Below are 12,516 nucleotides of genomic sequence, written 5' to 3' on the forward strand. Positions count from 1 at the left end.
GGTGCGGGTTCCCGCTTGGTGTATGCAAGAGGCATGGACCTTCGGCGCCTCCGTGGGACTCATCGATGGCCGCGGCGGGCGAACCGTGCGCTGGTGGCCGTGCCGCTCGTGCTCATTCTCGTCGTCACGGTGGTGGACATCCTCGCCCCGCCCGATGTGCACCTCGGCCCGTTCCTGGTCGCCGCCCCCGCCATCACGGCGTCGTTCGGCAGCCCACGTATGACAGCGTTCATCGGAGTGATGGCCGTCCTGGCCCAGACGATCGTCGCCGTCATGCGGACCAGTCTCACCGACCTCAACCACTCGTTCCAGATCACCGCGCTCATCCTGATCTCAGCGTTCGTCACCTTCTTCGCCTACCGCCGTGAACGACACGAGCGGGAGCTGACACAGCTCAGATCCGTGGCGGAGGCAACCCAGGAGGTGCTGCTGCGGCCGCCCCCGGAGCGGATCGGTGCGCTGCGCATCGCGTCGGCCTACCTCGCCGCGGAGGCCGAGGCGCAGATCGGCGGCGACCTCTATGCCGTAGCCCGTACCGCCCACGGCACACGGATCATCGTGGGAGATGTGCGGGGCAAGGGACTGGAGGCCATCGGGGATGCCGCCCTCGTCCTCGGCGCCTTCCGCGCTGCCGCCCACCGGCAGGCCGCGCTGCCGGTCCTGGTCGCCTATCTGGAGGGAGCGGTGTCGTCCGATCTGACAGACCCGGGCCCCCACCGGAACCAGCGCATCGACAAGGGGGAGGCTTTCATCACGGCAGCGGTCCTGGACGTACCTGATACCGAGTCAGCCCTGCAGCTGGTCAACTGCGGCCACCCGCCGCCACTGCTGCTCCGGGACCGCCGGGTCTCACCGCTTGAGGTGAGCCAGTCCGCACTCCCGCTGGGGCTCACCGAATTCGCCCGGTCGGACTTCGCGGTGGAGAGCTTTCCCTTCGAGGTCGGCGACATCGTCCTGCTGTACACCGACGGCATCATCGAGGCGCGCGACAGCCACGGCGCGTTCTACCCCCTCGCCGAGCGGATGTCCTCCTGGCCTGGTGGCGACCCCGATGCGCTCGTCCATTACCTGTGCGGGGACCTGATGGCGCACTCCGGTGGATCTCTGGGGGATGACGCCGCCATGGTGGCACTTCAGCGCCTTCCGGCAGCGGGGGCATGAGGCTACGCGGTCCCGAAGCGGAGTGGGTTGGGATGGTGCGCCGGTGGCCTTCCCGGCAGACGACATCCACGAGAACAGCGCGAAGCAGGCGTACTGATGGAGTGGCATCCTGCGGAGGATGACCGTGCGGGAAGTGGCCGGCCGAGAATGTGCACGGTTCGCATGCCGCTCCGACGCCTGCCGGGGACGCCGTCCCCTCAGTGCCGCTTGTCCCAGACAGCGCTGGTCAGGAAGTGGTTGTCGTAGCGCTCCTGCACCTCGAGCAGCGACTCTCGGCTCAGTTCGCCGAGCGCGACGCGCTGCAGGTGCCGGAAGTATTCGAAGCGCTCGACGCCGGGTGTGATGACGATGAGCAGATCGGCGCCCGAGCCGGGGACGGCGGCGAAGGCGTGGGGCATCCGTGGTGGGACCACGACCAGGTCCCCCTTGCCGGCGGTGACCACCTCGTCGCCCGCGAGGAACTCGGCCGCGCCGTCCAGTACGTAGAACATCTCGGCGCTCTTCTCGTGGTGGTGCGGGGTCGCTCCATTCGCACCGGAGCCGAGGGTCACGCGCTGCGTGGACAGGGCGCCGCCGGTGGCACTGCTGTCGGCGAGCAACCGCACGGTGGTGGGTGCGCGGCCGACCACCTCGGCGTCCGCGGAGCGGACGTGCACGGACGAGTCGAAATCCGGGATGACGAGTGACATGAGGGAACTCCTCTGATCCTTGGGCGGTTTCAGACGGCGAACAACAGACCCGCGCTGATGAGGACCGCGACGGCGGTGGCGAAGTGGATGCCGTACGCGGTCGCCTTCGTGCCTCCGTTGCGCAGCACTATCAGTGTGTCCCCGAGCGGTACCAGCGCCACGAGCAGCATGAACCACGCTTCGGCGCGCGCTCCGGCGAACGCCAGGAGTGCCAGGCCCATGAGGCCGAAGGTGAGGTCCCGCAGACCCTTGATGGTCAGGTACGCGGGGTCGCCACCGCTCGGTGCCGCGGGCACGCCGTAGCCGGTGGCGGCCGCCATGGGCTGGAGCAGGAAGCGCGCTCCGATGACGACGACGAGCAGGTCGAGAACGACGGCGAGGGTGTAAGCGGTGACGGTCATGACGGCTCTCCTTGAGTTCACTCGGTTGCTAGCGATGCTAGCGACAGGAGCGAAGCTATCAGGAGCATGGGCAGGATTGCTAGCGTTGATAGAATTCCGCGTATGACGATGCGGGCGCGCCGGGAGCGCGAGCGGGCGGAACGGAAGCGGCTGATCGTGACGGCCGCCAGGAAGGTGGCGGAGGGTGCGCGGTTCGCGTAGAAGCCGGCGTCGTCGGACTTCGGCCATCGGGCGAAGAAATCCCGGTACGCCGTGCTCCCGTAGGCCAGCGTCTTCCCGCTCGTGTCCTTGAACGGTGCGGCGACCCAACTACCTTTGTGTGTACGGAGAATGCTGTGGGTGCTGGTTCTCCGTTGCCATCTAATCAAATTTGTCTAGCATGAAGGCCATGAGTGAGAAGACCGTTCCGATCCTGCCGTGTCGGACGCTCCAGCCGGTCGTCGACTTCTACGCCGCCCTCGGGTTCGAGGTCACGTACCAGCAGAAGAGCCCCAACCCCTACGCGGTGGTGGTGCGCGGGGACATCGAGCTCCAGTTCTTCGGGACGAAGCACCATGACCCGCACGGCGCGTACAGCACGTGTTACGTGCGGACCGACGACGTGGATGGGCTGTACCGGGCGTTCCTCGCCGGGCTCGGAGCGGCGTACGGGAAGGTCCCGACGCGGGGGCTGCCGCGTATCGGGCCGCTGAAGGACATGGCGTACGGCGTACGGCAGTTCCTCATGACCGACCCGGGCGGCAACTGTGTGCGCGTCGGCCAGGCCGTGGACACCACCGCGCGCGACACCGCCGAGGAGACACCCGGCCCCGAGGGGACGTTCGCGCGCGCCCTGCGTCACGCCTCGCTCCTCGCCGACTCCAAGGAGGACCTGACGGGCGCTGCCAAGGTCATCGACCGGGTGCTGGGCCTCACGGACGAGCGGCCCACACCGCCGCAGTTGCTGCGCCTCCTCGTCCTGCGCGCCGATGTCGCCGCGCGGATCGGGGACGAGGCCGCGGCGGCCTCGGCATGTGCCGAGGCCGCCGCTGTGCGGCTCTCCGCCGCGGAGCGGGCGTCGGTCCGTGATGACCTCCGGCGGCTGGCCGAACTGCGCCTCGAATGAGAGGCGTCGGTCCGCGTCGGGGCGCCTCAGGACGCTTCGGGGCGCGGGGCCGCGCTGGGGCGCGGCAGCATCGGCGGGCGGCCGGTCACCCGCGACGTCGGGCAGTACAGGGGGCGCGCAGCACCGTCGAGGGTGCCATCAACAAGAGCGGCGGCCCGTTGCGGAGGCGAAGCCGAGCCAGGTGTGACGGTTGCCCCACCAACACCAGCCGACCTTCGGGGCGTTGCGCCGCTCGCGGCCGTCCCGCCCGGTGCCGTTGCTGATCCAGATGGCGGGGGTACGGGAGTCCAGCTTGCCGTTCGCCTTGCGCAACCGGGAGCCGATGGTCATGAAGCAGCGGTTGCGCTCCAGAACCGTCGGCTGCTGGAGCACCCAGTGGATGCCCTCGGTGAGCAGCAGCGGGGTGCGGTCCTCCTCGGCGAGGGCGGGCAGCGCCTCCTCCGGGCTCCAGTTGGCCATGTGGTCGCCACGATCGAGACCGGTGACGAGGTAAAGGGGGGCGTCGGGCAGCGCGACCGTTTCGAGTGGGGCGAAGTGGTCGACGTCAGGCATGTCGGTGACCACGAAGCCCGGTTTGCCGTCACGGCGGAGCAGCGGCGCGAGGGCGGAGGCAGCGGCTTGGTCCGGGTGAACAGCGAGCAGGGCGCCCTTACCGGCCGCGGGAGACTCGGCGGTCCTGGCGAAGGTGCGCAGCTCGGTGGCGGGCAGCCCGGCGATCTCATGCACCCCCAGCTCGATCAGACGCTCGGCCTGCACGCTCAAGGCCGGGAGGGCCGGGAGGGCCGGGAGGACGGTGGAGGTGGCGGGCACGGTTTCGGGCACGATGCTCCCAGGGTCGGCGACGTGGACGGGCCCAGTGGGAACGAAGCGACCCACCGGAACATTCCCGCCACTGCCACCCCTTCGCGTGCTCATCTGCACCGGCGGGGGCACGGTATCGCCTACCGCCCCGGTGAACCGGCGCTGGACCTGACCAGGCTGGCCCGCAAGGTCCGCACCGAGGTGGTCGAAGCGTGCGCGGTGGCCGGGCTGACCGTCCCACGCCTGATGATCGAACCCGGGCCGGGCCATCGCCGGACCGGCGGGCATCGCCCTGTACCGTGTGCTCACCGTCAAGCGCACCGGTGAGCACACCTACGTCGCCGTCGACGGCGGTATGAGCGACAACCCGCGACCGGCCCTGTACGGGGTGCGTTACGCGCCCCGCCTGGTGGGCCGGCGCGGCAGCCCGGCGCCGGCTCCGGTGACCGTGGTGGGCAGGCACTGCGAGGCCGGCGATGTACTGGCCGCGGATGTGGACCTCCCCGACGACGTACGTCCGGGAGACCTGCTCGCCGTACCCGTGGCCGGCGCCTACCACCTGTCCATGGCCTCCGGGTACAACCTGGTCGGCCGCCCGCCCGTGGTCGCGGTGCGCGACGGTCATGCCCGGCTCCTGGTGCGCCGGGAGTCGCTGGACGACATCCGCAGCCGTGATGTCGGCCTCTAGGGGCCTGAACCCGCCCCGTCCTCGGTGCCGAAGGACCACGAGAGCCGGCTTTCCGCACCAGGAGGTGCGCCAGGCCACGTCAGGGCGTTGTCACCATCCCTTCCGCCAACAGGTCCTCCGGCAGCAACCTCCGCAGGTCTTCTACGCTCGGGGACCGCAGTGCCGACAGTCTGCGGGCCTGGTGGGTGACCATCGTCTCCAGCAGCTGCCGTGCCAGCCGGGCGTTGCCGAACGACCGGTCGCGGGGGATCATCCCGATGGAGGCACGCAGTGCTTCCAGGGTCTCGGGCGGGCAGGTGTAGCCGGTGTCCTCGGCCTGGTGTTCCATGATGGTGACCAGCTCGTCGGTGGTGTAGTTCTCGAACTCCACGAACCGCGAGAAGCGGGAGGCAAGGCCGGGGTTGGAGCCCAGGAAGCGGCGCATCTCGTCGGTGTAACCGGCGACGATCACCACCGCCTCGTCGCGGTGGTCCTCCATGAGTTTCAGCAGGGTGTCCACCGCCTCGCGGCCGAAGTCGTTCGAGGAGCCCTCGGGGGTGAGGGTGTACGCCTCGTCGATGAACAGCACACCACCCATCGCGCTCTCGAAGACCTCCTTGGTCAGCTGCGCGGTGTGGCCGACGTACCGCCCCACCAGATCGGCGCGGGCCACCTCGACCAGCTGGCCCCGGCTCAGCACACCCAGCGAATGGAGCAGCTGGGCGTAGAGCCGGGCGATGGTGGTCTTACCGGTGCCGGGCGGGCCCGAGAACACCAGATGCTGGCTGATACGGGGGGCCGGCAGCCCGGCGGCCTCGCGTTGCTTGGCCGTGGTCAGCAGGCTGACCAGATCGGTGACCTCACGTTTGACCGCGTTGAGGCCGATCATGGCCGTCAGTTTCGTCAGCATGGTGTCCCGGTCCTCGGCCTCCGCCTCCTTCGTCCGCGCCATGTCGCTGACGTCCTCGGGCAGCAGCAGTGTCAGATCGCGCTCGGCGGGTTCGGCCATGGTGGCGAGGCGGAACGCCTGACGGTCCACCATCTCCTCGAACACCCGCCGGGCGGCACGGCCGTTGCCGAACGTGGCGTCCTTCGGCATGGCTTCGAAGTGTGCCGCGAGGGCTTCGGAGGTGCGGGGTCCCAGCTCGAACTGGTGGGAGTCGCACATGCTCTCCGTGATCGTCACCAGATCCTCGACGGAGTAGTTCTCGAACTCGATGCTGCGGGTGAAACGGGAGGCAAGGCCGGGGTTGGAGCCCAGGAAGGAATCCATCTCGGCGGAGTACCCCGCGGCGATGACCACCACATCCTCGCGGTGGTCCTCCATGAGTTTCAGCAGGGTGTCCACCGCCTCCCGGCCGAAGTCGTTCGAGGAGCCCCCGGAGGTGAGGGTGTACGCCTCGTCGATGAACAGCACTCCACCCATCGCCTTGTTGAACGCCTCCGTGGTCTTGATGGCCGTACCGCCGATGACCTGCGCGACCAGATCGGCGCGCGAGACCTCGACCAGATGCCCCTCCGGCAGCACACCGAGCTGCGCCAGGATGGAGCCGTAGAGCCGGGCCACGGTGGTCTTGCCGGTCCCGGGTGGGCCCGCGAACACCAGATGACGGCTCATGGACGGCACCGGCATGCCCAACCGCACCCGCCGCTGCGCCAGTTGGTTCAGGTTGACCAGGGTGCGCACCTGGTGTTTGACACCATCGAGGCCGATCAGGGCTTCCAGTTCGTCCAATGAGTCCCGCGGTTCATCACGGTCCGGGCCTGGTCCGCGACCGGGCCGGGTGGCCGAACGGGCGGCGGCCTCAGCGCCCCACAGATCGGGTTCGCCGTTGTCGACGCTGGTCAGCTCCAGCACCTCCAGCCGGTCGCCGCCCTGGGTCTGGGTCAGTCCGGCGCCACGGCTGCCGCGTACGCTGCAGCCGGTGACGTCGACCGGCTCGGTGGTGTCGACCCTGATGCCGTCGCCGAGGCTCCCGGTGATCTCGCACCGGCGCAGCTCCGCACGCGCGCCCGCGGCGAGGAGCACACCGTGGGCCCCGGCCTGCGTGATGCGGGAGCGGGTCACGGCCAGTTCGCCCCCGTCCTCGACGGCCACGCCCGAGGCGCCGCAGGTGTCGATCTCGCAGTCGCGTACGGTGGCGACGGCATCACGGCCCACCGAGAGCCCGGTCTCCGAGGACGTGCGCAGCACACAGTCGTCGATCTGGGTGGTGCCGCCGTCGGCAACGCGGATCCCGTCGCCGCCCGCCCGCTCCACGGTGCAGGACTCCAGCCGTCCGCGCCCGTTGTCGACCACCTCGAAGCCATGTTTGCCGGACGCGGTGATACGGGCGCCGCGCAGCAGGGGAGTGGCGTGCGCGCGGATGGCCACCGCGCTGCCCGCCGACTCCGTCACCTCCAGCCGGTCGAACTCAGCGGTCGACTCCTCGGTGAGCAGCACGGCCGCGGCGGCGTCGGAGCAGCCCCGTACGGCGGTGCGCAGGAACGACGGCGAGCTGGAGCCCGCGACCCGGATCGCCGGACCGGCTGCCGAGGTGAACTCGCAGTCCTCGAAGGTGCCCCGGGACCTGTCGGAGACCACCAGACCGCTGCCCTTCGTCCGCAGCGTGGTGCACCGGCGCAGCAGCGGATCGGCCCCCGAGGCCAGGGCGATGGCGGGGCCGGAGGTGCCGGAGACCGCGACGTCCTCAAGGGTGGGGCGGGAGGCGCTGGTGAGGTAGACGCCCACCGAGGTGTCGCGGACCGTACAGCGTGAGACGTAGGTGGTGCTGTTGCCCTCCAGCGCGATGGCGGGCTTGTCGGTCGAGGTGATGTCGCAGGACTCGATGGAGCCCTGGGATTCGCCGTTGGCCAGTACACCGTTGCCGCGGGCGTCACGCAGCCGGCAGTTTCGCACCGTCGAGCGGGCGCCTTCACCGAGGACGATGGCGGAGGTACCGAGGTTCTCGATGACGCAGTCCTCGATGACACTGCCGTTCTCCGAGGTGTCCACGATGCCCGCGCCCTCACGGTTGGTGATTCGGCAGCCGCGCATGGCCAGCGAGCCGCTGTTCCTGGCCAGCACCGCTGTCCAGCCCGCCCCGATCACCGTGCAGCTGTCCATGGCGACCTGGCCGCGCGGCGCGTCGACGACCGCCACGTCCTCGCCGCCACCGCGCAGCGTCAGATCGGTGAGCATCACCGCGTCCGCGACCAAGGTCAGCGCGGTGCCCCGGCGTGGGCAGATCTCCACACCGCTCGGGTCGCCCTCGGCGACGAGGGTGACCCGGGTCCTGACCATGAGGTTCTCGGTGTAACGGCCGGGCCGGACACGGATCACCGCTCCGGTGCGCGCCGCGGCCAGCGCCTCACCGATCGTCCGGTAGCTCTCCGGCTGTTCCGGGCCGACTGTCAGTACCTGCCGTGACACTTTCGGACCTCCTGGGATTTCATGGTGCACTTCCCGGACCGCAGGCCGGCTCATGACTCCTCCGGGGCGAGCAGAGCCGTCTGGACCTGGACGCTCTTGCGGCGGGCGATCCGCTGACCGCGTCCGGGAGGCAGATTGCGGCCCTTGACCTTGCCGAAGAGGTAGCCCTCGTTCGGCGGGCAGGACAGCCGGATCCCACGCCAGGCAGGTGAAGGCGCCCCTCGAACCCGGCCGCATGAACATCAGCATCATCGAGACCGACATCAGCGCCATCGGCGAGTAGTTCCACACCGCCGAGCTGTCGGGGGTCATCTCCGCCAGTGTGGGCGGCTCCTGGAGGCTCAGCTCTCCTTCGGGCATGTCCGGACCGCGGCGACGCGCGGGCCTGCGGAACAGGACGGTACTCAAGTGAGAGATCTCCTTCGGAAATGGTGTGCTGCCGGGGTGCTGAGATGTCCGGTTGCCGGACGTCCGTGCATCCGGTGCCAGTGCGGCGTCGCACGCGGGCGTGGCGGGATCTCACGGGTCGGCGAACGGGCTGGACCCGCCCGGCAGGAGAGCCGGACACGGTGTGAAGGGCACGGCCACAACGGCCGGCAGCAGCAGAGCCGGGCCGGGGCAGCAACCCGGGCCGGTGGAAAGAGTCTACGATCCGTCTCAACGGTTCAGTTCGACGGCCGCGACTCCATCAGCGGTTCTGCATGTAGTGTGCCGCGTCGCCGCGCACACGTCCAACGATCGGTTCCCCCGGAGACCCTCACCGTCGATCGGCCTCATCTCTTCCGGCCTCACGGACTCCTGGCGCAGCCCCGGCCAACTGATCGTCAATAGGCAGACGGGCGCCCGCTAGCTGTCCTTGGAGGCGGCCCAGAAGGGTCGGGCCGGTGTGACCGCACCGTACTGTCCCGGTCGGACAAGCGCGATCACTGAGGCGCAATAAATCCGGCGCGGCGCACATTTAATCCCGGGCCATGTCCCTTGTAGCCGCTATGCGCGGCTGACAGGCTCGACGCGAAAGCCGCCATCGGTACAGACATTTCCCGTGCACAGGCCATGAACCGAAATCGGCCGGCGCGGGGGCCAACTCAAACGGTGGCGGCGGTGGAACCTGGCCCATGGCAGACACCATTCCCTGAATCGCCGCCGGTGAGTTTTCCCGTCGACCGGTGGCAGTTCAGGAACGGACGATGGAAGGGGTACGCATGGCCGTCAACGGCATGCAGCAGTCGGAGGAATCCGCCACACGAAATGGCGTACAGGCACTGGAAATGGCGTTCAACGGTGTGCTGAGGTGCCGCCAGGACGTCGAGACCACCAAGACCAATCTCATGACGCACTACCAGGGAAGCGATGGTGGCGCCTTCCGGGATCTGGTCACTTCCTGGGAGGAGAAGGCCGACGTCATCCTCCGGAACGTCCAGGACATGATCGACACCTTGAACGAGACCCTCACCGAGCACGGCAGGCAGCAGGGATCCTCGAACGACTCGATCAACCAGGCCTATGCGCAGTCGAACTCCGTCTTCGACGCGCTGGCCGGCTGAGTCCGGACGGCGCGCCCCGCCCGCAATCCCTTCCCGAAGTGAGATGAGAACTGGCAATGAGTGATTTCAGCGACGGTTTTATCTACGTCGACTACTCGCAGATGAGCAACGCCGCGGACGACATGATCACGCAGACACGGGCCATCGCGACCACCCTCTCCAACCTGGAGATGGAACTCAACACGCTCAGGAACTCCTGGGTCGGTGATGACCGGGACGTCTACGACCAGAAGCAGAGGGCCTGGGACAACGCTGTCAAGGCCATGGAAGACCTGCTGACCAAGCATTCCACGCTCCTGACCTCGGTCTCGGGCAACTACCAGTACAGCGAACGCTCGTTGACCCAGATGTGGGACTCGGTGAAGATCGGCCGCTGACCGGCCCTGTGTGGCCGTCCCTCACGGTCGCAGGGCGACACCGCCCGCCACCGGCCTTCGGGCCGCTGCCCCGGCCCGCCTCCCTCGGTGGCGGGCGGTACATCCCCGCAACGGAAGGAGCATCGCTGTGGCTGACGACACGGAACAGGGTCCGGGAAAACGGGCACTGGAGCCCGATTTCATACCCAGGTGTCCGGATCCGGATTCCCCCGCCATGACGCTGGACAAGGCCGGGCTCCAGACATTTCTGGACAGCCGTGTCCTGCCCTTCCGGGACCAGGTCCATGAGATCCAGTTGAACGACGGGAGCACCGCGCCTTCGATGAAGGGTCTGATCGGTGAGTCCGATGTCTCGGCGAACAGTCCGAGTTTTGGCCTGCTCAGGCCGCTGGCCATGGGATGTATGGCGGACGAGAGCTATCTCGAAGGACATGGCGCCAGTCTCCAGAAGGCGGTGCAAAGCACAGCGGAGAGCCTTGTGTCCATCTTCGAGGGGCAGTCCGAGCTCTTCGGCGACATCGCGGAGAACCTGCGGGACACCATCCACCAGCTTTTCAACGCACAGCACGACAACCTGGGCAGCATCAACGGCCAGCAGTTCCTGGACATCTTCGACAACGTGGATGAGGACCTGAGCAGCACCTCGTCCACCAGTGGCGAAACCGAGACCGTCTGACCGGCCAGTCGCACTCCGCCCTCATCGCCGCCGCCCGTCCCACTGAAAAGTCCCCGGAAGGTCCTGTCCCGTGGCCGAGTCTGGAAACGACAACGTTCCCCCCGCGTACTCCGCTCCCGATGAAGACTATTGGCGCATTGCCGTCAGGGTGCTGACGGGTGCTGATCTGCCGCTCCGGGGGACCCTCTTCAACGAGCTTCTCGGCAACGACGACATCCCGCTGATGCGGGTCGAGATCTCGGAGTTCGAGGGCGAGCCGACCACGGCCATCACCCAGGCCGGGATGGACATGTCGTGGCGGACGGAGAACTCCGGTTGGCGCATCGAGGACACCGACTTCGTGGTCCCCTTCTTCTCCGGGAACGACGGCCCGATCGGTGACGCGCCACCGGGCACCGAGGTGGAGATGATGCGGGGCCGCGTCACGATGCTGGGTACCACCAGCACGGATGAGCCCCCGGCCGGCGGTGTGGTCCACGGCGCGGAGTTCGGCAGTAGCCTCGGCCATGACTTCGAGGGACAGTCCTCGGACGTGACATGGAGCAATGTCGACCTGTCGCGGTACAGCTACGGCAGCGGCATGGCGTTGTACCGGCTCCTCCGCACCGGGAACACGGTCGGGTTCTCCTGGGATGGTGACCTCAGGCTCGAACACCTCGCCGATGCGGTGGATCTGGATTCCTTCGACCGGGCGGCAGCGGCGTTCGATCGGGTCGCCTACTTCTTCAAGCTCCAGCACATGGAATTGCGGAGCTGGGAACGGGACCTCGGTGACCAGGGCGCGGCCTGGAGAGGGAAGGCGGCCGGAGTCTTCAAGGACCTGATTCACAAGCTCGCCGAGAACTATGAGTCCTACAGTCATCAGGTCCCGCTCACCTCGTCCCTGGAGTCGAAGTTCGGCTCCGACCTCCGCTCCTTCCGGCAGACGATCGAGACGGCGGCGACCAATCTGTACAACACCTGGTACAGCTGGCAGTTGTACGAGGGCAACCCCCTGCGCTGGCTGCACGACGTCCTGCTCGATGTCACCGACGAGGTATGGCAGAACAACCTGCTGAAGGTGCGCTATGACGTGCAGTCGGTCACTCTGGCGGGGGACGTCATCGGCGATCACTTTGTCGAGAAGAGTGGTTTCTACGGCGGTGACAGGAACTACGGTCCGCTCGGCGACAAGGCCACCTGGAAGACGATCGGCCAAGAGGCCATCAAACGGTGGCAGCGGTCCGTACTCGAACAGCTCGTGGAGGCCGGTAAGCGAGCCGTCATCGACATCCAGAACTCCATCAACAACCAGAAATTCCCGGATTCCATCGAGACGGAGACCACCAGCAGCCTGAGTGAGGGCCTTGCTCAGGACCAGGCGGCTGCGCAGCGTGAACGCCAGAGGCGGATGCAGAAGGAGGCCCTGGAACAAGAGAAAGAGGCACAGGAACAGCAGGAAAGGCTTCAGCACCAGCAGCTGGCAGCGCAGCGGCGGATGCAGCAGGAGCAGCAGGAGCAGCAGAGGAAGCTTCAGCATCAGCAGCTGGCGGCGCAGCGACGAATGCAGCGGCAGCAGGAGCAGGTGCAGAAGGAGGCACAGGAGCAGCAGGAGCAATTGGCGAAGGAGCAGCAGAGGCAGCAGGAGCAGCTTCAGCAGCAGCAGTTGAAGCAGCAGCGGCAGATGCAGCAACAACAGCAGGA

10 protein-coding genes and 2 pseudogenes are annotated in these 12,516 nt (G+C 67.9%); 7 read left to right on the plus strand and 5 right to left on the minus strand.

Going from position 1 to position 12,516, the window contains the following annotated elements:
- Nucleotides 1–33 precede the first annotated feature (33 nt).
- Nucleotides 34–1,161: a PP2C family protein-serine/threonine phosphatase gene (locus AC07FT_RS11195; protein WP_479175833.1), complete on the plus strand. Its 1,128-nt coding sequence runs from the start codon at nucleotides 34–36 to the stop codon at nucleotides 1,159–1,161.
- Between the two features lie 197 nt (nucleotides 1,162–1,358).
- Here AC07FT_RS11195 and AC07FT_RS11200 read toward each other — a convergent pair whose 3' ends face one another.
- Both AC07FT_RS11200 and AC07FT_RS11205 read right to left on the minus strand, forming a co-directional pair.
- The gene (locus tag AC07FT_RS11200; RefSeq protein ID WP_479175834.1) at nucleotides 1,359–1,850 is read right to left on the minus strand and encodes a cupin domain-containing protein; all 492 of its coding nucleotides are present in this window, start codon (nucleotides 1,848–1,850) and stop codon (nucleotides 1,359–1,361) included.
- A gap of 29 nt (nucleotides 1,851–1,879) precedes the next feature.
- Nucleotides 1,880–2,251 carry a DUF4267 domain-containing protein gene (locus AC07FT_RS11205; protein WP_471207118.1) on the minus strand — a complete coding sequence of 124 codons (372 nt, stop codon included), beginning with the start codon at nucleotides 2,249–2,251 and terminating at the stop codon, nucleotides 1,880–1,882.
- A gap of 388 nt (nucleotides 2,252–2,639) precedes the next feature.
- Between AC07FT_RS11205 and AC07FT_RS11210 the strand changes: the two genes are divergently transcribed.
- Nucleotides 2,640–3,356: a bleomycin resistance protein gene (locus tag AC07FT_RS11210; RefSeq protein WP_479175835.1), complete on the plus strand. Its 717-nt coding sequence runs from the start codon at nucleotides 2,640–2,642 to the stop codon at nucleotides 3,354–3,356.
- 138 nt (nucleotides 3,357–3,494) lie between these two features.
- Here AC07FT_RS11210 and AC07FT_RS11215 read toward each other — a convergent pair whose 3' ends face one another.
- Nucleotides 3,495–4,178: a DUF5701 family protein gene (locus AC07FT_RS11215; RefSeq protein WP_479175837.1), complete on the minus strand. Its 684-nt coding sequence runs from the start codon at nucleotides 4,176–4,178 to the stop codon at nucleotides 3,495–3,497.
- A 105-nt stretch (nucleotides 4,179–4,283) separates the two neighbouring features.
- Here AC07FT_RS11215 and AC07FT_RS11220 point away from each other — a divergent pair.
- Nucleotides 4,284–4,845 (plus strand): annotated as a pseudogene (locus tag AC07FT_RS11220) (diaminopimelate decarboxylase family protein); the annotation flags it as partial.
- Nucleotides 4,846–4,924: 79 nt separating this feature from the next.
- Here AC07FT_RS11220 and AC07FT_RS11225 read toward each other — a convergent pair.
- Nucleotides 4,925–8,236 (minus strand): right-handed parallel beta-helix repeat-containing protein, encoded by a 3,312-nt coding sequence (locus AC07FT_RS11225; RefSeq protein WP_479176204.1) that lies wholly within the window; start codon nucleotides 8,234–8,236, stop codon nucleotides 4,925–4,927.
- Between the two features lie 180 nt (nucleotides 8,237–8,416).
- Nucleotides 8,417–8,644: pseudogene (locus AC07FT_RS11230) on the minus strand (hypothetical protein); the annotation flags it as partial.
- A gap of 794 nt (nucleotides 8,645–9,438) precedes the next feature.
- Between AC07FT_RS11230 and AC07FT_RS11235 the strand changes: the two are divergent.
- The 4 genes from AC07FT_RS11235 to AC07FT_RS11250 all read left to right on the plus strand — a co-directional run.
- Nucleotides 9,439–9,780: a hypothetical protein gene (locus AC07FT_RS11235; RefSeq protein ID WP_479176205.1), complete on the plus strand. Its 342-nt coding sequence runs from the start codon at nucleotides 9,439–9,441 to the stop codon at nucleotides 9,778–9,780.
- A gap of 56 nt (nucleotides 9,781–9,836) precedes the next feature.
- Nucleotides 9,837–10,157 carry a WXG100 family type VII secretion target gene (locus tag AC07FT_RS11240; protein WP_471201570.1) on the plus strand — a complete coding sequence of 107 codons (321 nt, stop codon included), beginning with the start codon at nucleotides 9,837–9,839 and terminating at the stop codon, nucleotides 10,155–10,157.
- A gap of 127 nt (nucleotides 10,158–10,284) precedes the next feature.
- Nucleotides 10,285–10,833, plus strand: coding sequence for a type VII secretion system-associated protein (locus AC07FT_RS11245; RefSeq protein ID WP_479175839.1), 549 nt, complete (start codon nucleotides 10,285–10,287; stop codon nucleotides 10,831–10,833).
- A gap of 70 nt (nucleotides 10,834–10,903) precedes the next feature.
- Nucleotides 10,904–12,516, plus strand: a 1,613-nt coding sequence (locus tag AC07FT_RS11250; protein WP_479175840.1) for an AAWKG family protein, incomplete at its 3' end; no start/stop codon positions are given.

The organism is Streptomyces sp. NPDC045899 (genome assembly GCF_056431485.1).

Coding starts and splice junctions, on each gene's coding strand:
- AC07FT_RS11195 (WP_479175833.1), top strand. CDS start 34: ATGGACCTTCGGCGCCTCCGTGGGACTCATCGATGGCCGCGGCGGGCG.
- AC07FT_RS11200 (WP_479175834.1), bottom strand. CDS start 1,850: ATGTCACTCGTCATCCCGGATTTCGACTCGTCCGTGCACGTCCGCTCC.
- AC07FT_RS11205 (WP_471207118.1), bottom strand. CDS start 2,251: ATGACCGTCACCGCTTACACCCTCGCCGTCGTTCTCGACCTGCTCGTC.
- AC07FT_RS11210 (WP_479175835.1), top strand. CDS start 2,640: ATGAGTGAGAAGACCGTTCCGATCCTGCCGTGTCGGACGCTCCAGCCG.
- AC07FT_RS11235 (WP_479176205.1), top strand. CDS start 9,439: ATGGCCGTCAACGGCATGCAGCAGTCGGAGGAATCCGCCACACGAAAT.
- AC07FT_RS11240 (WP_471201570.1), top strand. CDS start 9,837: ATGAGTGATTTCAGCGACGGTTTTATCTACGTCGACTACTCGCAGATG.